At 62.4% G+C, this 18301-nt stretch carries 14 protein-coding genes; 6 read left to right on the top strand and 8 right to left on the bottom strand.

The genetic code is table 11. From position 1 onward, the window contains the following. Positions 1–107: 107 nt before the first annotated feature. Positions 108–2060: an acetoacetate--CoA ligase gene (locus BHMPCIPO_RS04500; RefSeq protein ID WP_173515656.1), complete on the bottom strand. Its 1953-nt coding sequence runs from the start codon at positions 2058–2060 to the stop codon at positions 108–110. A 186-nt stretch (positions 2061–2246) separates the two neighbouring features. On the opposite strand from BHMPCIPO_RS04500, the gene BHMPCIPO_RS04495 reads away from it, so the two are divergent. Then, positions 2247–4070, top strand: a complete 1824-nt coding sequence (locus BHMPCIPO_RS04495) for an AsmA family protein (RefSeq protein ID WP_173518082.1) — start codon at positions 2247–2249, stop codon at positions 4068–4070. Between the two features lie 83 nt (positions 4071–4153). Here the strand turns inward: BHMPCIPO_RS04495 and BHMPCIPO_RS04490 are convergent, their stop codons facing one another. From BHMPCIPO_RS04490 to BHMPCIPO_RS04475, 4 genes are all read right to left on the bottom strand, one after another. Further along, on the bottom strand, positions 4154–4972 hold the full coding sequence (locus tag BHMPCIPO_RS04490; protein WP_173515655.1) for an ABC transporter permease subunit: 819 nt from the start codon (positions 4970–4972) through the stop codon (positions 4154–4156). A 3-nt stretch (positions 4973–4975) separates the two neighbouring features. Then, entirely contained in the window at positions 4976–5887 is a 912-nt protein-coding gene (locus BHMPCIPO_RS04485) for an ABC transporter permease subunit (protein ID WP_173515654.1), read from the bottom strand. A 4-nt stretch (positions 5888–5891) separates the two neighbouring features. Further along, on the bottom strand, positions 5892–7034 hold the full coding sequence (locus BHMPCIPO_RS04480) for an ABC transporter ATP-binding protein (protein ID WP_173515653.1): 1143 nt from the start codon (positions 7032–7034) through the stop codon (positions 5892–5894). 104 nt (positions 7035–7138) lie between these two features. Continuing rightward, positions 7139–8233: a polyamine ABC transporter substrate-binding protein gene (locus BHMPCIPO_RS04475; protein ID WP_173515652.1), complete on the bottom strand. Its 1095-nt coding sequence runs from the start codon at positions 8231–8233 to the stop codon at positions 7139–7141. Positions 8234–8569: 336 nt separating this feature from the next. On the opposite strand from BHMPCIPO_RS04475, the gene BHMPCIPO_RS04470 reads away from it, so the two are divergent. Then, positions 8570–9553 (top strand): fatty acid desaturase family protein, encoded by a 984-nt coding sequence (locus tag BHMPCIPO_RS04470; RefSeq protein WP_173515651.1) that lies wholly within the window; start codon positions 8570–8572, stop codon positions 9551–9553. Here the strand turns inward: BHMPCIPO_RS04470 and BHMPCIPO_RS04465 are convergent. Next, positions 9547–10956 carry a helix-turn-helix domain-containing protein gene (locus BHMPCIPO_RS04465; RefSeq protein WP_173515650.1) on the bottom strand — a complete coding sequence of 470 codons (1410 nt, stop codon included), beginning with the start codon at positions 10954–10956 and terminating at the stop codon, positions 9547–9549. The two genes, BHMPCIPO_RS04470 and BHMPCIPO_RS04465, sit on opposite strands and share 7 nt — an antisense overlap. Before the next feature lie 227 nt (positions 10957–11183). On the opposite strand from BHMPCIPO_RS04465, the gene aceA reads away from it, so the two are divergent. The 3 genes from aceA to BHMPCIPO_RS04450 all read left to right on the top strand — a co-directional run bounded on the left by aceA (position 11184) and on the right by BHMPCIPO_RS04450 (position 14182). Beyond that, complete coding sequence (gene aceA / locus BHMPCIPO_RS04460) at positions 11184–12473, top strand: isocitrate lyase (RefSeq protein ID WP_173515649.1); 1290 nt, start codon at positions 11184–11186, stop codon at positions 12471–12473. 82 nt (positions 12474–12555) lie between these two features. After that, positions 12556–12795 (top strand): SMc00767 family acetate metabolism repressor, encoded by a 240-nt coding sequence (locus tag BHMPCIPO_RS04455; RefSeq protein WP_173515648.1) that lies wholly within the window; start codon positions 12556–12558, stop codon positions 12793–12795. 277 nt (positions 12796–13072) lie between these two features. Next, positions 13073–14182, top strand: coding sequence for a LuxR C-terminal-related transcriptional regulator (locus tag BHMPCIPO_RS04450; RefSeq protein WP_173515647.1), 1110 nt, complete (start codon positions 13073–13075; stop codon positions 14180–14182). Positions 14183–14249: 67 nt separating this feature from the next. On the opposite strand, the gene BHMPCIPO_RS04445 is transcribed toward BHMPCIPO_RS04450, so the two are convergent. After that, positions 14250–15119, bottom strand: coding sequence for a LysR family transcriptional regulator (locus tag BHMPCIPO_RS04445; RefSeq protein WP_173515646.1), 870 nt, complete (start codon positions 15117–15119; stop codon positions 14250–14252). Positions 15120–15223: 104 nt separating this feature from the next. On the opposite strand from BHMPCIPO_RS04445, the gene BHMPCIPO_RS04440 reads away from it, so the two are divergent. Further along, positions 15224–15412 carry a hypothetical protein gene (locus tag BHMPCIPO_RS04440; RefSeq protein ID WP_173515645.1) on the top strand — a complete coding sequence of 63 codons (189 nt, stop codon included), beginning with the start codon at positions 15224–15226 and terminating at the stop codon, positions 15410–15412. Between the two features lie 94 nt (positions 15413–15506). Here BHMPCIPO_RS04440 and BHMPCIPO_RS04435 read toward each other — a convergent pair whose 3' ends face one another. Then, entirely contained in the window at positions 15507–18029 is a 2523-nt protein-coding gene (locus BHMPCIPO_RS04435; protein ID WP_173515644.1) for a methyl-accepting chemotaxis protein, read from the bottom strand. Between the last annotated feature and the right edge of the window lie 272 nt (positions 18030–18301).

Raw genomic sequence — 18301 nt, 5'->3', positions numbered from 1 at the left:
CCCGAATTCTTAACAAGACCTTACCAGGCGACTGCGCAATTTTAGTGATTTTTCAGCAAGTCTGAAGGCTTGGTTAACTCGGGGAGCGCCAACAAGTTAACGCACCCTCAATTCTTAAGGGCCTCGAGACCGGCAAAAAGGTCGAGCGCCTCGGGGTTGGCGAGCGCCTCCTTGTTCTTCACCGGACGGCCATGCACGACATCACGGACGGCAAGCTCGACGATCTTGCCCGACTTGGTGCGGGGGATGTCGGTGACCGCGATCACCTTCGCCGGCACGTGGCGCGGCGACGCGCCGACGCGGATACGGTTCTTGATCGCCTTGATCAGATCGTCGGTTAGCGTGATCCCGGATGCGAGGCGGACGAACAGAACGACGCGGACGTCGTCTTCCCAATCCTGCCCGATGCAGAGGGCCTCGACGACCTCTTCCATCTGCTCGACCTGATTGTAGATCTCCGCGGTGCCGATGCGCACGCCGCCGGGGTTCAAAGTCGCGTCGGAGCGGCCGTGAATAATGATACCGCCGTGTTCGGTCCATTCGGCAAAGTCGCCATGGCACCAGACGTTGTCGAAGCGCTCGAAATAGGCGGCGCGATACTTGGCGCCTTCCGGGTCGTTCCAAAACATCACCGGCATCGACGGGAACGCCTTGGTGCAGACGAGCTCGCCCTTTTCACCGCGCACGGACTGCCCCTCGTCGTTCCAGACGTCGACGGCCAATCCGAGGCCTGGCCCCTGGATCTCGCCGCGCCAGACCGGCTTCAGGGGATTGCCGAGCACGAAGCAGGAGACGATATCCGTGCCTCCGGATATCGAAGCGAGCTGCACGTCCGACTTAATCCCTTCGTAGACGAAGGAGAAGCCTTCCGGCGACAAGGGCGAACCGGTGGAGGTGAGCAGCCTCAGGGTCGAGAGGTCATGGGTCTTGGCCGGCACGAAGCCGCCCTTGCGGACCGCATCGATATACTTGGCCGAGGTGCCGAACACCGCGAACTTCTCGGCCGCGGCATAGTCGAAGAGCACGTTGCCGTCGGGGTAGAAGGGCGAGCCGTCGAAGAGACAAAGCGTGGCGCCGACCGCCAAGCCCGAGGCCAGCCAGTTCCACATCATCCAGCCACAGGTGGTGAAGTAGAAGAGCTTTTCGCCGCGGCGAAGGCCGCAGTGGAAACGGTGTTCCTTCAGATGCTGCAGCAAGGTGCCGCCGGCCGAATGCACGATGCACTTCGGTACACCCGTCGTGCCTGACGAAAACAGCACATAGAGCGGATGGCTGAAGGGAAGCCGCTCGAACGTCAGGACCTTCGCCTCGAAGGGCGCGATGAAGTCTCCGAGAGTCGTACCGCCTGCGATCGAGGCGGCAAGCGCCGCGCTGTCGCCGGCGTAGGGTACGATCAACGCCGGCACGGCAAGGCTGGCCGAGACCGCGCGCACCTTCGCGTCGACGTCCTGGCGCTTGCCGTTATACCAATAGCCGTCGCAGGCGATGAACAGCTTCGGCGCGATCTGGCCGAATCGATCGAGAACGCCCTGCTCGCCGAAATCGGGAGAGCAGGAGGACCAGATCGCCCCGATCGAGGCGGTCGCCAGCATCAGCGCGACGGTTTCCGGCATGTTCGGCATCATCGCCGCGACGCGGTCACCCGGGCCAATCCCTTGCGCTTTCAGCGCCTGCTGCAGTCGCGACACCAAAGCGCGCAGCTCGTTCCACGACAGGCGGTAAGCGACCTTGTCCTCGCCGCGGAACACAAGCGCATCGCCATCGCCGGTTTCACGAAGCAGGTTCTCGGCGAAGTTCAGCTTCGCTTCAGGGAAAAAACGAGCGTCGAGCATCCGGTCGCCATTGACGAGGGCGGTCGCGCCACGCTCGCCGATGACGTTGCAATGCTCCCATACTGCGGTCCAGAAATCACCACGCTCGGCCACCGACCATGCATGGAACGCGTCATAATCCGCAAAGGTCCTGCCGAAACGTTCGCTGCACCAGGCGATGAATTCGGCCATGGGACTATGCTCACGGATCTCGGGACTGGGAACCCACAACGGCTGCTCTGCTTGCATGCTTTTCCTCCACTCCTGCTCCATGCTCTCTATACCATGCTGCATCGCAAAATAAACAGTACCCGCAGTCGCCTCGGCATCGAGCCGGCGACATTTACCTGTCTGTTTCCTGTCCGCCACATTTGATTTCTGAGGGCCGAAGGCCTATCCAACATGCGTGACCCAAGCGACGGCGACCAGGCGGACATGACACGGAAATTCCTGCATATGATGCGCGACGCACGCCTGCGCTCGCGGCTCCGCCGTCGCCACTTCCTCTGGGCAGCGGCGATCGGAGTGGGGCTTGCTGCCGCCTACAACGCCGCGCTGCCTCTGCTGATTTCCACCGCCGACGTGCGCCCAAGGGTGGAGCACATGCTCGACGCCTGGTCAGGTGGGAAAAGCCGGATAACAGGCAATCCCGAGATCAGCTTCTGGCCGGAACCGACCCTCACGCTCCACTCGGCGACGATCGAGACGGCAGATGGTACATCGCGCAAGCTCGCGAATATCGGCAGAATAACCGCTTCCTTCAGCCTGCTTTCGGCCATCGACGGCGATCCGGAACTCGAGGACATCCGCTTGATCGAGCCGGTCGTCACGCTGGAAAGACGGACGGATGGCACGCTCAACTGGCAACGCCCACACTGGTTGGCTGCGCCGGAAAGGCCGACCTCCAGCGACGATACGCCCTTTGGTGACGTCACGGTCGAAAACGGGCGCCTGCAGGTCATCGACCTTATCACCAACCAGACCCGGGAATTTTCCGGCATCGCCGGAACGGTCAAGTGGCCCTCCTTCACCGAGCCTCTGGGCGCCGAGTTCTCGGGCAGCCTTGGCGGACAGCTGGTGACCTGGACGCTCGACTGCAACGAGCCGCTTGCCCTGCTCGCCGGCCGCAACACGACGCTCAGGACATCGCTGAGCTCAACTCCATTGAACCTCTCCTTCGAAGGCATCGGCAGCCTCTCGAAGGCACCGATCAGTTCGGGGCGGCTCCAGCTTTCGACGGCATCCCTGCAAACGCTGGCGGCCTGGTATCAGGGCAAGGCTGGCCGCGCCCTGCCCGACAGCAGCCTCAACCTCAGCGCCAATGTCACGACAGGCGATCGCTCCCTGAAGTTCGACGATCTGCAGCTTGCTCTGGGCGGCGCCAATGCGACCGGTGTTCTCGACGTCTCCACACCGACCAACGATACGCCCCGGATAGAAGGCACGCTCGCCTTCGATCGTATCGGCCTCAACGGCCTGCAGCCACTCATCGATCAATTGCCGGTAGAGCCTGACGACGTCACCAAGCAGCTCCGTGACGCTTTCGTGCGGACCTGGCGCGCCGACCTCCGCCTATCGGCGCAGGAGGCATCGATAGGCCCTCTCCGGCTGATGGATGTCGCCGCCGGCGTCATCATCGATCATGGGCACGCTTCCATCGACATCGCTGACAGCACCTATGCCAATGGTCGGCTCAGCGGCCGGATCGCGATCTCGGAAGCAGGATTGGCAAAGGGCGGCAAGCTCGAACTGGTCCTGAAGAACGCCGACCTCGCCGCAGCGCTTGCGGACTTCGGGTTTACAGGCCCGATCCCGACCGGCCGAGGCAACGTCAACTTCGACCTGGAGACCGAGCATCCGTTCTGGACCGAGGAGGCGGCGGAAGCCTCGGGCCGCATCAGGCTCTCGCTCGCCAACGGCAGCCTCTCCGGCTTCGACGCAAACGCCTTCGCAGACCTAGTCAGGGCGGGAGAGTTCTTCTCGCTGGCTCAGGCGAGCGACGGCAGCTTCGCCTTCCAGACCGCCGATATCGAAGCCAGTTTCGGCGAGGGGTCGGCGCGGCTGAACCAGGCGCTCTTCACCGGCCACACCGGCAGTCTCTCGGTCAATGGAGTCATTCCCTATCGCACCGGCAGCCTGGCGCTCGCCGGCACCTTCATCGACACGCTCAACGCTGGACAAAGGCTGCGCTTCTTCGTCGGCGGATCCTGGCCAAATGCAGTTATCTCGCCCTTGTCGGTCCTTGGCGAACCCAATTGAAAACGGCCGGTGTCAGGGACACCGGCCGTTCGCGTGCAGTTCACAACAAAAGCCGCTCACGCTAGGCGCGGGGCTGCTCCCGCTCAGGATTGGGCAAAGGCGGCTCGCTCGTCTCGCTCGCGCTGCGCCTCACGCTGCTTGGTAACGATGGAAGCAACGACGACCCCGATCGCGACGACGCCAATGAGGATGGTGCAGATTGCGTTGATTTCCGGCGTCACGCCGAGCCGCACCTGGCTGTAGATCTTCATCGGCAGCGTCGTGGCGCCCGGTCCCGTGGTGAAGCTCGAAATCACGAGATCATCCAGCGACAGCGTAAAGGCCAGCACCCAGCCGGAAAACACCGCCGGTGCAATGACCGGCAGCGTGATCGCAAAGAAGGTCCGGACCGGGGTAGCGCCGAGATCGAGTGCGGCCTCTTCGATCGACCGATCGAAGCTGAGCAACCGCGACTGCACGACGACGGCGACGAAGCACATGGTAAAGGTGATATGCGCCAGCGTGATCGTCCAAAAGCCGCGATCGAGGCCGATGGCGACGAAGAGCAGCAGGAGCGACAGCCCGGTGATCACCTCGGGCATGACGAGCGGCGCATAGACCATGCCGGAGAACAGCATGCGGCCGCGAAACCGGGTGTAGCGGACGAGCGCCAGCGCCGCGAGCGTTCCGAGCACCGTTGCACAGGTCGCAGAGATCAACGCGACGCGGATCGTCACCCAGGCGGCATCGAGCAGCGCCTGATTGTGCAAGAGCTGCGCATACCATTTGGTCGAAAAGCCGGCCCACACCGTGACGAGTTTCGACTCGTTGAAGGAGAAGATCACCAGAAGCACGATCGGCAGGTACAGGAACCCGAAGCCGAGCACGATCGAGGCGATGTTGAAGCGTGACCAGGTGCCCATGTCCTACCTCCCTTCGCTGTCGGCTTTCGCCTGCGCGTTCTGGAAGTAAACGATCGGCAGCACCAGGATCAGAAGCAGGATCGTCGCCACGGCGGAGGATACCGGCCAGTCGCGGTTGGCGTTGAACTCGTTCCAGAGCGTCTTGCCGATCATCAGCGTTTCCGAGCCGCCGAGCAGGTCGGGGATGACGAATTCGCCAACCGCCGGAATGAAGACGAGCAGGCAGCCGGCGACCACACCCGCCAGCGACAGTGGGAAAGTCACGCGCCAGAAAGCGGTGAACGGCGTGCAGCCAAGGTCGAGCGCGGCCTCCGTCAGCGTGTGGTCCATCTTCTCCAGCGAAGAATAGATCGGCAGCACCATGAAGGGCAGATAGGAATAGACGATGCCGATGTAGATCGCCCAGTTGGTGTTGAGAATGATCAAGGGCTGGTCGATCACGCCGGTCGCCAGGAGGAACTGGTTGAGCAGGCCCTCGGGCTTCAGGATCGCGATCCACGCATAAACGCGGATCAGGAAGCTCGTCCAGAACGGCAGGATCACCAGCATCAAGAGCGTCGGGCGGACGGTCTTCGGCGCCTTCGCCATGCCATAGGCGATCGGATAGGCGATCAGCAGCGTCAGGAGCGTCGAAATCGCCGCGATGATGACGCTCGACACATAGGCGTTGAAGTAGAGAACGTCTTCGGTGAGCCAGACGTAGTTGTCGAAACTGAACTCCCGCGCTTTCTCGACAATGCCCGACAGGCCGCCGAAGAGGTCGAAAACCGGCGTATAGGGCGGCATCGCCACTGCCGTCTGCGACAGCGAGATGCGGAAGACGATGAAGAAGGGGATCAGGAAGAAGAACAGCAGCCAGGCATAGGGGATGATGATGACGAGGCGGCTGAAGAGAGCGGATGCGACGCGCGTCATGGTCTCAATCCTTCAGAACGACGCCGGCGTCTTCGCCGAAGGAAACCCAGACTTCCTGATCGTAACCGAGCGGGTCCTCGACGGCACGCACCGCATTCAACGACGATGCCTTGATCACCCGTCCGTCCTTCAGGCGCACATGAAAGACGGTCATGTCGCCAAGATAGCCGATATCCCAGATCTCACCCTGGACGGCGTTGACGGGCGCATTTGCCGGCGGCTGCCGGCTGACGCGGATCTTTTCCGGACGGACGGCGACCGCGGACCTGGCGCCGGCAGCCGGTCTTTCGGGAGACGCCATGCGGATGGGGAAGCCATTGGCGCCTTCGAGCCGCACATAGCCGCCCTCGGCTCCAGAAACCGCTCCCTCGAAAATGTTGACGTCGCCGATGAAGTCCGCAACGAAGCGGGAATTCGGCGCCTCGTAAATCTCGGCCGGGGTCGCGACCTGGATGACCTTGCCGTGGCTCATGACCGCGATGCGGTCAGCCATGGTCATCGCCTCCTCCTGGTCGTGCGTCACGACGACGAAGGTGAGGCCGAGTTCCTGCTGCAAATCCATCAGTTCGAACTGGGTTTCCTCGCGCAGCTTCTTGTCGAGCGCGCCGAGCGGCTCGTCGAGCAAAAGCACTTTCGGCCGCTTGGCGAGCGAGCGGGCGAGCGCGACGCGCTGACGCTGACCGCCGGAAAGTTGATGTGGTTTGCGCTGGGAAAACTTTTCGAGCTTCACCAGCTTCAGCATCTGCGCCACGCGCGCGGCGATATCCGCCTTCGGCATGCCATCCTGCTTCAGGCCGAAAGCGATGTTGTTCTCGACGGTCATGTGTGGAAAGAGCGCATAGGACTGGAACATCATGTTGACCGGGCGACGGTAAGGCGGAATGCCGGCGAGGCTCTGCCCGTCGAGAATGATCTCGCCTGAGGTCGGCTGCTCGAAGCCGGCGAGCATGCGCAGGAGGGTTGACTTTCCGCAGCCGGAAGCGCCGAGGAGCGCAAAGAACTCGCGTGTGTAGATGTCCAGCGAGAGGTCGTCGACGGCGGTGAAGTCGCCGAACCGCTTTGTCACGTTCTTGACGGAAATGAATGGCTTGGAAGCGGGATCCGCCCAGGGGGCAAAGGACCGCCGGATACTGCCGAGAGACTTCATCATCAATCCCCGAATGATACAGCCGATCGGGCGCTCTTGTTTTCCCCGGCGCCCATTAAGAAAATTGCCCGGATCTTGAGGTCCGGGCAATTCGTTTTCCGCTCTTACTGGCCGGTTACGACCTTTGTCCAGAGTCGGGTCAATACCCTCTGTTCTTTCGCCTCGAAGGGCGTCACCGTGAACAGTTTCTGCATCACCTCATCCGAGGGGTAGATGGCGGTGTCTTCCAAAACGGCCTTGTCGAGGAACTGCTGCGAGGCCTTGTTGCCGTTGGCGTAGAAGACATAATTCGATGCTTTGGCGACCACTTCCGGCTTCATCATGTAGTTGAGGAAGGCGTGGGCTTCCTCGACGTGCTGCGCATCGGCGGGGATCGCGAACATGTCGAACCACATCTGCGCGCCCTGCGACGGGATCGCGTAGTCGACGGTCACGCCGGCCTTCGCCTCCGCCGCACGGTCACGGGCCTGGAAGACGTCACCGGAGAAGCCAACTGCGAGGCAGATGTCGCCGTTGGCGAGCGCGTTGATGTATTCCGAGGAGTGGAACTTGCGCACATAGGGGCGGATGCTTGCCAGGAGATCGGCCGCCTTTTCCAGATCGGCGGCCTCATGGCTGTCCGGATTGAGGCCGAGATAGGCGAGCGCCGAAGGCATGACGTCGGTCGGGGAATCGAGGATGTGGATGCCGCAATCCTTGAACTTCGCTGCCAGTTCCGGATTGAAGATGACGTCCCAATTGGGCTTCGCGTCCGTGCCCAGGATCGCCTTCATCTTGTCGACATTGTAGCCGATGCCGGTCGTGCCCCACATGTAGTCGACGGCGTATTCGTTGCCCGGATCGTACTTCGCCGTACGCTCCATGATCACGTCCCACATGTTGGAAAGGTTCGGCAGCTTCGACTTGTCGAGCTTCTGGAACACGCCGGCGGCGATCTGCCGCTGCAGGAAGGTTGCCGTCGGCACGACGACGTCGTAGCCCGAGCCGCCCGCCAGCAGCTTCGTCTCCAGGATCTCGTTGGAATCGAAGACGTCATAGACGACCTTAATGCCGGTCTCCTTGGTGAAGTCTTCCAGAATGCTGCTGTCGATGTAATCCGACCAGTTGTAGACGTTGACCACGCGCTCCTGCGCCGAGGCCAGCATGGTCGAACCGGCCAGCACGACTGCCGCCAGGGTTGTGACGATGAGCTTGGACATACAACTCCCCTCTTGGTTTTCATTTCGGGGCCCCGGCATGCGGAGGCACCGTCCAATCCGTTTCGCTCAGGCGGCGAGGTTAGGCATGTTTCTCGATAACCTCAAGCGCTTTCGTGGCGATAAAAGAGCGCGCCGCGCCAGTCGGCATTTTTCACAAGTCGAGGAAAATCGGGCACTTATGCCGAACCGCCGTGCCGCAGCTCAAACCTGCCGGTACCGCCTGCCACAGTTAACCATGTCGGATGCTCGACATGGACGAGCCGAGGTTTACAATTGATTAACCATGATTGCCGTGCGAATTTTCCGCCGGTTGTGCATCAAGCGGTGGGTATTGCGATGGGCGAGAAGATCATTGGCGAGAGCACCCCGGACGGGCGAAGCCGCAGGATCGATCCCAGGGAGTTGAAACGCCTGTCGGTGCTCGAGCCGCGAAAGGCGTTGGGCGCCATCGCTTTCGATTGGGCGATGATCGCAGCGGCGATCGCCGTCAGCGAATATGCCGGCAATCCTCTCGTCTATCTGATCGCCGTGGTGCTGATTGCGGGACGCATGCATGCGCTCGGTTGCATGATCCACGAGGCGGCGCATTACCGCATCATCCCCAACCGAAAACTCAGCGACGGGATGAGCGACCTGCTGCTCGCCTGGCCCGTGCTCGCAACCGTCGACGGCTATCGCCAGAACCATCTCGCCCACCACCAGCATGCCAATACCGACGAGGATCCGGATTGGACCGCGAAGCTCGGCATGCCACAATTCACCTTCCCGCAGAAGGCTGCCCGCGGCATCGTTCAGTTGCTCGGCTACCTCATCGCGGTCAATTCGCTGCGTGACATGCTGCATATGGCCAAGCGGATGGGAAAGAACGACCGCTCGACGCTCCGGTACAAGCTGCTACGCATCGGCTTCTATGTGGCCGCTACGGCGGTCTTCACGCTGCTCGGCATCTGGCGGGAAGTGGCGCTCTATTGGGTGGTTCCGTTCCTTACCTTCTTCTGCCTGTTCCTCTACATACGCAGCGTCGCGGAGCATTTCGGCAGCATGGACTATGGCGACGAATTGACGAGTTCACGGACCGTCTATCCGCATGCCTGGGAGAAGCTGTTCTTCGCCCCCCACAACATCAACTATCACCTCGAACACCATCTCTATCCGGGCGTGCCCTTCTACAATCTGCCGGAACTGCACGCGATCCTGATGCGCAACAAGGCCTATGCGGACAAGGCGCACATTACGCGCGGCTACACCACCGGACTGCCAGTGGAATGCTTCGCGCCGAACGCACCGCTGCTGCCGAACCGGCATCCCGTCAGCTACTGAAAATCGAAGACGCTGAGCCCTGTTGCCATCTCATCGAGCCCAAGCGGTCGCGTGACCGGCGGTTCGGCGCGTGCGAGACAGCCCTGCCGCTCGCAGAGCCGGCAGGCGGCACCAACCGCGACCGCCGGCGGCAGCGCCGAAGCGTAGACGACCTCGTCGGCGAAGGATGCCTCGCAACCGAGAAGCAGGGCGGTGCGCCTGACCCGCTCCTGGAAGGCCGCCTGCGGGCCGTCCAGCGTGCGCGCCACCGTCAGAAACGCAGCGCCATCCGGCATTTCGACCCGGTCGACCAGAACCTGCCCCGGCACCGAAAAGGCGGCATGAATATTGAGCTTCGGACAGCCTCCACCGAACTTCGCCTGCGGGAAGCCGGCTGCGCCGGCCCGCCGCAGGCGGTGGCCGGCATTGTCGATCTCCATCAGGAAGAACGGCACGCCTTGCGCTCCGGGCCGCTGCAGCATGGTCAGCCGATTGGCGACCTGCTCGAAGGAGACCTGGAAGCGGGCACGCAACACATCGACATCATATTTCGCGCGCTGGGCGGCGGCGAAGAAGGCGGCATAGGGCATCATCAGCGCATGCGCGCCGTAGCGCGCAAGCTCGAAGCGGGCGATGCGGCGCGCCTCTGCAGTCGAGAAACGCAAGGGCTCGAGCTCGGCGATGATCGCTTCGTGGCAGGCGATCGACACCGCCTCCATGGCGATCTCGCGCAGTTGGTCATAGGGCGACAGCCGCTCGGAGATGAAGAGGCGCATGGAATGCCGATCGAAACGGCGGCGCAGATTGGGCATCGCATGTACCGGCAGGCTGCGAACGACCAAGCCATGTTCCTTCTTCAGCCAGTTCTTGAGCGCGCCCATGAGATCATCACCGGGCGACAGCGCCGCGTGAAAGGTTTCCGCCGCCGCCTCTATCGCAGCAAAATGGTTGGGCCTGGCCTCGAAGGTTTCCCGAACCTCGTCCATCGGCAGCCGCGTACCCGAAAGGGCCTCCATATGCCCCTGCCCCGCCAGCAGATCGGCAAGATCCTTGAGGCGCGCGGCCTGCTCGCGATAGGCGCGATAGAGCTTGACGACACCGCCCGCGGCATTGGGAGCGGCCTCCGCCACCTCGATCAGCTCCTGCTCCCCCGGCAGCTCGGCTGATAGCAGCGGATCGGCGAAGACTTCGCGCAACTGTGCGAGACTGCCGCCGGTTTCCCCCTGCAGTTCGTCGAGATCGACCTTGTAGACCGAGGCGAGTTTCAGGAGCAGTTGCACCGTCAGCGGCCGCTGATTGCGCTCGATCAGATTGAGGTAGGACGGCGAGATGCCGAGCGCCTCGGCCATGGCCGTCTGCGTCAGCGACAGGCCATTGCGAATACGCCTGACCCGCGCACCGGCGAAGATCTTGTTCTCGGCCATTTGTAACTACCTTTACAATCGCGAAGCACATAACATTTTACATCTTTTACAAGTTTACTTCGCGCTTCTGTCAAAGGCAAGACAAGATAACCCTTTTGGCCTCGCCATTTCAATGTTTCCAATAGCCGAATGCCGCAGCGCAATGTAAAAACTGTCACATGAACTCGAAACATGAAGCACCGTACGACGAAAGTCGAATGGATGTGAAATTTTGACAGGAGGATGTAATGACTGAATTTTACAAGCTTGTTCCGAGCGCACCGCAAGGCCGCTTCGATGGCGTCGACCGCCCCTATAGCGCAGAGACCGTGAAGCGGCTGCGCGGGTCGGTCGAGATCCGTTATTCGCTGGCCGAAATGGGCGCGAACCGCTTGTGGAAACTCATTCACGAGGAAGACTTCGTCAATGCGCTTGGGGCGCTCTCCGGCAATCAGGCCATGCAGATGGTCCGCGCCGGCCTGAAGGCGATCTACCTCTCCGGCTGGCAGGTCGCCGCCGACGCCAACACCGCCTCGGCCATGTATCCCGACCAGTCGCTCTATCCGGCCAATGCGGCGCCGGAACTCGCCAAGCGCATCAACCGCACGCTGCAGCGCGCCGACCAGATCGAAACCTCCGAAGGCAAGGGCCTTTCGGTCGATACCTGGTTCGCACCGATCGTCGCCGACGCCGAAGCCGGCTTCGGCGGCCCGCTCAACGCCTTCGAGATCATGAAGGCCTTCATCGAGGCCGGTGCTGCCGGCGTCCACTATGAGGACCAGCTCGCTTCCGAAAAGAAGTGCGGTCACTTGGGCGGCAAGGTGCTGATCCCGACGGCGGCCCATATCCGCAACCTGAACGCCGCGCGGCTTGCCGCCGACGTCATGGGTACGCCGACGCTCGTCATCGCCCGTACCGATGCGGAAGCGGCAAAGCTGCTCACCTCGGATATCGACGAGCGCGATCGGCCCTTCGTCGATTATGACGCCGGCCGCACGGTCGAGGGCTTCTACCAGGTGAAGAACGGCCTCGAGCCCTGCATCGCCCGCGCGGTCGCCTATGCGCCGCATTGCGACCTGATCTGGTGCGAAACCTCGAAGCCGGATCTGGAGCAGGCCCGCAAGTTCGCCGAGGGTGTGCACAAGGCGCATCCGGGGAAGCTGCTCGCCTACAATTGCTCGCCGTCGTTCAATTGGAAGAAGAACCTCGACGACGCGACGATCGCCAAGTTCCAGCGCGAACTCGGCGCGATGGGCTACAAGTTCCAGTTTATCACGCTCGCCGGCTTCCATCAGTTGAACTTCGGCATGTTCGAGCTGGCGCGCGGCTACAAGGCGAGGCAGATGGCCGCCTATTCCGAGCTGCAGGAAGCGGAATTCGCGGCAGAAGCCAATGGCTACACCGCGACGAAGCACCAGCGTGAGGTGGGCACCGGCTATTTCGACGCCGTCTCGCTGGCGATCACCGGCGGCCAGTCCTCGACAACCGCCATGAAGGAATCGACCGAGCACGACCAGTTCCGCCCGGCCGCAGAGTGAAAGACCGGCGGGAGCGTGGCAATCCCTGCCCGCCGCGCTCCTGCCGCCAGAACCATAGCCTCGAACCTCAAGGAGAAGTTCAATGACAGTCCAGACACGCGTCAAGGAACGGGCCGAGGAACAGTCTTCGGCGATGACCCCGGACCAGCAGGCAGCGATCCGCATGGTTGCCAACGACCTGCACCGCCTCAACCAGTCCGTCATGAAGGCCGTCGATGCCGGCGTATCTGTCGAGCTCGTTCGCTCGGCTCGCCACCACGGCGGCGAAGGCAACTGGGGCGATCTCCTGATCCCTGTCATCGTAACCCAGGGCAAGCCATGACACTCATTGCGATGACGCTTGCGATGGCCCTGCTTTCGTCGGCTTCATTTCAGCCGGCGGCGGCAATCAGAGCGGCGAAAGCAATCCAAGGTTGATAGCCGCAATATCATGGCGAAGATGCGATGGCGCCAGAGATCGGAATGGCCGGCGGGAATGCCGGCCATTCGGCGTTGCGGCGCTGAATCGTGTTCCAACAACTTCTTCGTTATGCCATTTCAAGTTGATCGCGGTGCGCTGCGGCTTATATTAGCCCAGCCTATCTTAGGTTGGGGCGAGCATGTATCGATCGACGAAAGCTGCCGATACGGCCGAATTGACGGAGCTCATCTACGGCGCCGCCTTTGGTGACTGTGGCTGGCAGGACCTTCTTGACCGGCTGACGACGACAATGCCGGACGGGCGCTCGGCGCTCCATTATCACGATCTCACGTCGCCAACGACATGCGTGCCCTATGTCTCCGGCTTTACGCCGGATGCCATCGATCAATTCAACAACCACTTCGCGGCGATCAATCCCTGGATACCGAAGTCGGTGCTGGTGCCGGTAGGGCGCGGTCTTGCCGGCGAACATATCGTCTCGCGCGCGGACCTGGTGAAATCGGAGTTCTACAATGACTGGCTGAAGGGCCAGACCGGCTGCGAAACCACCGTGGGCGTGACCATCGTACGCAGTCCGACACGCACATTGCTCGTATCGACCTGCACCTCATCGACGGACGAAGAGCTCAACCGGCGGGCGGCCGATCAATACACCCTTCTTGCGCCCCACCTGAAGCGCGCCTTCGACTTCCTGCGCCGGCGCGACCTGATGATGGCCGAACAGCATGAAGGCCGGACGCTGCTCGATACGATCGGCATCGGCGTCATCTATGTCGGCGACAATCTGCGCATCCGATCGATGAACGACAACGCCGAACGGATGGCGGCGAAGGGCTCTCCGTTTCGCGTGACGATCAACGGGCGCCTGGTCATGGACGAACCGGAAACCAATGCAGCACTCGAGCTTCTGGCCTCGCCGGTCGGCACTCCGGCTCAGCCGCAGGTTCGTCTCGTCAGGGCCGCGGAGGATGGCGCCTTTCGGATCACGCTGGTCCGGCGGAGCGCCAGCATCTTCACCGAGCTCCTCGACGGACCCACGGTCGCCGTGCTGATCGAGCCGGCGACCTCGCTCGTTTTTGACCAGCGCCTCAGCCACCTGAGAGACAGCTATGGCCTTACGCCGGCCGAACTCCGCATCGCTTCCGGCGTCGCTGCCGGTCTGACGCTGAAGGAAATGTCGCGGGCCAACGGCGTCAGCTACGAGACGATCCGCACGCAGCTCAAGAGCATCTATGCCAAGACCCGGGTCAATTCGCAGGCCGCCCTCGTCAAGCTCCTGATGCGCTGACCAAAGGCGCCGTCATCCAATTTGGCAATCCTGCAGCGCCGGCAGGACGCAAGCCGGCCCCACGCGCTCAGCCGCGTCGCGGCCTCTTTCCGGCAAAGACGTCGGCATGGCTGCGCAACAGCTTCGTCATGCGGTCGACCACAGTGCGGATTTCCTTTCGGTGCCGGTCCTCGTTGTTCATCACGATCCATTGGCGGTGCCTCAGCGCGGGAATCTCCTCGCCTGCCCGCTCCAGCATCGGATCGAGGTCACCGACGAAGCAGGGCAGGACAGCGCAACCGGCGCCTGCCCGGGCGAGATCCAAGAGCGAACGCGGCCGTGTGATGGTCGCGACAATCCTGCCTTCTGCCTGTTGGTGGGGCCAGCGAAGATAGGCCGAGATTGCCTCCTCCTCACCCACTGCCACCCACCGGGTGTTGGCAGCCGCCGGTGCGTTCTTCTGGCGATAGGCGGCATAGGCGACGTCACCGACCGGGCTCGCCGCCAGATAGGTTTCCTCGGGCTCGAAGGCCCGGATGCCGATGTCGGTCTCGCGATAGGCGAGGCTGGCGCGGGTCTCGCCGACGGTCATCGCCAGGCTGAAACCATCCCTCTCGCTGCAAAGCGCCGGGAAATTCTCCGCGAGCAGCCAGGCAATCCAGGTGCCGACGGTGATGCGGACGGTCGCGCCTTCACCCTCGCGCCGCCAGCTCTCGACCCGGCGCGCCGCCGCCTCCATCTCCTGAAGCTGCTCGAAAAGGAGCTCGCCGTCGCCGGTGAGCTCGTAACCGGTCTGGCTGCGCAGGAACAGGGAGCGGCCCGTCCGCTCCTCGAGTTCCAGCATCCGCCGCCCGATCGTGGCAGGGCTCGAACCGAGCGCCTGTGCGGCGCCGGTAAGGCCACCGGTGCGCGCCACGCTCATGAAACAGCGGTAGATGTCCCAATCCAGGTTTTTCATTGCTGAAAAACATAGGCCGATTTCCGCTGTATGTAAAACTGCTTTGGATGCATAAAAGGAGTGATGCCCATCAAACGAGGAGCATCACCATGGAAATGATGGCAATGGTCTATATCGCCGACATGGCCCTGAAAAACCGGCGTTGGGACGAAGACTTCGATCCGAAGCCGCCGGGACTTCTTCGGCGCATGTTTGACGCCTTGGCCGCCAAGATTGCCGAGCGGCGCAGGAGACGCCTCGGCCCCGAAAAAAAGAGCACCGCAGAGCTTTGCGGCCACGCGGTGCAATGTTAGCCCCTGCCCTTGTTATGTCGCACGGCGATATCGATTGCCGTGCGTCCGTCCGAAGGCGGACGTCCGCCGTCGGCGAATTCGATTGCCGGCCGCCTCAGGCGGCCCGGTAGCCGTAGTCGTCCGCCTCCGGCTCCAGCCGGAACTGCTCGACGAGCATCATCAATGTGTCCGCCTGGTGCGCGAGCGACCGGCTCGTGGCCGTCGCCTCCTCGACCATCGAAGCGTTCTGCTGCGTCATCTGGTCCATCTGGTTGACCGAGCCGTTGACCTCGTTGAGCGCTACGGCCTGATCGCGGCTTGCGGTCGCGATCATCTCGACATGCTGGCTGACGGTGACGATCTGCGCGCTGATCGATGCCAGCACTTCGCCCGTTTCCTTGACCAGGTGCGAGCCGGCATTGACCTCGTTCGTCGACTTGTTGATGAGCCCCTTGATCTCGCGCGCGGCTTCCGCCGAGCGCTGCGCCAGTTCACGCACTTCCTGGGCAACAACGGCAAAGCCCTTGCCCGCTTCACCCGCACGCGCCGCCTCGATACCGGCGTTCAGCGCCAAGAGATTGGTCTGGAAGGCGATGTCGTCGATCACCTCGATGATCTGTTCGATCTGGCGCGAGGCTTCTTCGATGCGCCCCATGGCGGCAATCGCGTTTGTGACGACGGTCGCCGAGCTGTCGGCGCTCCGCTTCGTCTGGATCACGGCATGGTTGGCTTCCCCGGCACGCTCGGCCGAGGAGCGAACGGTCGCGGTGATCTGGTCGACGGCGGCAGCCGTTTCTTCGAGCGATGCGGCCTGGGCTTCCGTCCGCTTCGACAGCGAGTCCGCGGCATGGTGCATGCTGGAGCCGCTTTCCTGGATCGCCTGCGCATTGGCGCGGATCTGCGACAGCGTGTCCTGTAGGCGGATCAACGAGCCATTGAAGTCCTCGCGCAACTGTTCGAGGCGACCATGGAAGGGAACCTCGATCTGGCGCGAGAGATCGCCCTGCGCCAGGCGGCCGAGGCCGGCTGCAAGCTCGCTGACGGCCAGATCGATCTGGCGATCGAGTTCGCGCTTCTCCTGGTCGTTACGGCTGCGCTCGATTTCGGCACGGGCGCGCTGCTCTTCGCTCTCGGCCTCGATGCGGACCTTGGAAAGCGCGTTCTCCTTGAACACGCCAAGCGCCCGCGCCATGTCGCCGATTTCGTCGCGGCGCGCATCGCCGTCGATCGCTGTGTCGAGACGGCCGTCTGCGAGGCGACGCATGGCAGCAGTGATCTGGCCGATCGGCTTCTTCAGCGTCAGCGTCAGGGCAATGCCGGCAAGCAGCGCGATGACGACACCGGCGACGGTTGCCGCCACCGAGATCTGGTTTGCTTCCTGGCGTTCCGTTCCGGCGGCGACCTTCTGCCGCTCGGCAAAGCTGGTGAGATCGCCCCAGATCTGGTCGATCGACTGGCCAGCGGCGTCGAAATCGGCGGTCCGCTTGACGGTGATCTCGACGAGCGCTGCGGCATCCTTCTTCATCGCGGTTAGGATCGGCATCAGCGTATCGGCGATCTTATCGAAGGAAGCACCGTCGCTGGCAACGCCACGCAGCGTTGCCATGTTCTGCTGAACGGCAAGCGACTTATCGAGCAGCTTCTGGCGGTTTTCTTCGTTGGTCTGGCCCATGAAGGTGGCGGCGGAAATCTGGATGTCCGTGATCGACCCGCCGAGCCGGCGGGTCGCGGTCAGCACCGATTCCGTAGTGACGATCTGCTCGTCGAGTTCGGCGAAGATTCGCGTCGCGTCCCGCATCTTGCCGACCGATGCCGCCTCAAGGCGGAAGCTCGCGTTGCGGAAACGGTCGACATATTTGGAGATGCCGGCGAGCGTCTCCGGGCCGGCCGGCGCCTTCAGCAGCGCGCCGATCTCGCTCGAGGCAGAGGTGATCGTTTCCATCAGCGACTTCTCGTCCTTCGGCAGCAGGCGGAAAATGTCGCGCTCGGTGCGGCCGATCATCGGGAAGCGCTCCCTGACCGCCTTCAGCTTGTCCTCGACGGAGATCGCCTTGCTGGCTTCGGTGCCGAATTCGTTGAAGAAGCGGCTGGCGCGCATCAGCTTCTCGGCTTCGCGCAGCATGGTCTTGGCAGCGTTTTCGCTTTTTCGCACGGCATATTGCAGCCGGTTCGACTCCTCGTTGATCTTGGAGCGCTCGATGAGCAGAGCATCGAGGTTCGCCGCCATCGCCGCGCGCAGTTCCTGCTCACCGACATGCAGCTTCCAGAGACCGTCGATGCGCGCCTCGATGTCGTTTGTCGCGGCGATTGCGGCGGTCAGTTCGTCCTGGCCGCTCTGACCGGCGACCTGGGCGGCCGTCGCCGCAAGCACGTCCTTCTGGGCCGAAATCTTCGACTGGACGGCTTCCCTGGTTTCCTCGGTCGTGGAATGCAGGAAGGCGTTCATGCCCGCATAGACATCCTTGAAACCGCTCAATGTCTGCAGCACGCTGTTCGAAATCTCCATGCGCCCCTGAAGCAGGCCCGACGCATAAAGGCCGGTGATACCGACGGCACAGATGCTGACGACGAAGGGCAGGATGAAAAAGAGCACCTTCGTCTGGATCTTGAAACGGGCAAGAATTCTATCAATGAACATGGAAAACACCTTGGCTCGCAGCTCGCGTTCGCCTCCCCCGGCGGCTCGAGACGTCTTCGCATTCAACGACTGGCGTGAAGGCGTAGACGATCGAGAGCCACCCGATGCGCAAACAGGCTGATGTTTTTCGGAAAATCATACGGCGCACGCCGTCAGTCCGTCGGCAATCATTGCGGATCCACGTCGCCGCCCCTACAGCGCCGCGCGTCTTTTAAGACGCGCAAGGTCGCTGTAGGACTTTGATTTGCTGCATGTCTTTGTCCTTAAATCGA

The sequence above is a fragment of the Ensifer sesbaniae genome (genome assembly GCF_013283665.1).
Lineage (GTDB): Bacteria > Pseudomonadota > Alphaproteobacteria > Rhizobiales > Rhizobiaceae > Ensifer > Ensifer sesbaniae.
The sequence above is the reverse complement of the archived record's forward strand: the minus strand, read 5'-3'. Positions and strand labels throughout refer to the sequence as shown.

What these genes read in the sequence shown, in the direction of transcription:
- BHMPCIPO_RS04500 (WP_173515656.1), bottom strand. Translation starts at nt 2,060, where the DNA reads ATGCAAGCAGAGCAGCCGTTGTGGGTTCCCAGTCCCGAGATCCGTGAG.
- BHMPCIPO_RS04495 (WP_173518082.1), top strand. Translation starts at nt 2,247, where the DNA reads ATGACACGGAAATTCCTGCATATGATGCGCGACGCACGCCTGCGCTCG.
- BHMPCIPO_RS04490 (WP_173515655.1), bottom strand. Translation starts at nt 4,972, where the DNA reads ATGGGCACCTGGTCACGCTTCAACATCGCCTCGATCGTGCTCGGCTTC.
- BHMPCIPO_RS04485 (WP_173515654.1), bottom strand. Translation starts at nt 5,887, where the DNA reads ATGACGCGCGTCGCATCCGCTCTCTTCAGCCGCCTCGTCATCATCATC.
- BHMPCIPO_RS04480 (WP_173515653.1), bottom strand. Translation starts at nt 7,034, where the DNA reads ATGAAGTCTCTCGGCAGTATCCGGCGGTCCTTTGCCCCCTGGGCGGAT.
- BHMPCIPO_RS04475 (WP_173515652.1), bottom strand. Translation starts at nt 8,233, where the DNA reads ATGTCCAAGCTCATCGTCACAACCCTGGCGGCAGTCGTGCTGGCCGGT.
- BHMPCIPO_RS04470 (WP_173515651.1), top strand. Translation starts at nt 8,570, where the DNA reads ATGGGCGAGAAGATCATTGGCGAGAGCACCCCGGACGGGCGAAGCCGC.
- BHMPCIPO_RS04465 (WP_173515650.1), bottom strand. Translation starts at nt 10,956, where the DNA reads ATGGCCGAGAACAAGATCTTCGCCGGTGCGCGGGTCAGGCGTATTCGC.
- aceA (WP_173515649.1), top strand. Translation starts at nt 11,184, where the DNA reads ATGACTGAATTTTACAAGCTTGTTCCGAGCGCACCGCAAGGCCGCTTC.
- BHMPCIPO_RS04455 (WP_173515648.1), top strand. Translation starts at nt 12,556, where the DNA reads ATGACAGTCCAGACACGCGTCAAGGAACGGGCCGAGGAACAGTCTTCG.
- BHMPCIPO_RS04450 (WP_173515647.1), top strand. Translation starts at nt 13,073, where the DNA reads ATGTATCGATCGACGAAAGCTGCCGATACGGCCGAATTGACGGAGCTC.
- BHMPCIPO_RS04445 (WP_173515646.1), bottom strand. Translation starts at nt 15,119, where the DNA reads ATGAAAAACCTGGATTGGGACATCTACCGCTGTTTCATGAGCGTGGCG.
- BHMPCIPO_RS04440 (WP_173515645.1), top strand. Translation starts at nt 15,224, where the DNA reads ATGGTCTATATCGCCGACATGGCCCTGAAAAACCGGCGTTGGGACGAA.
- BHMPCIPO_RS04435 (WP_173515644.1), bottom strand. Translation starts at nt 18,029, where the DNA reads ATGTTCATTGATAGAATTCTTGCCCGTTTCAAGATCCAGACGAAGGTG.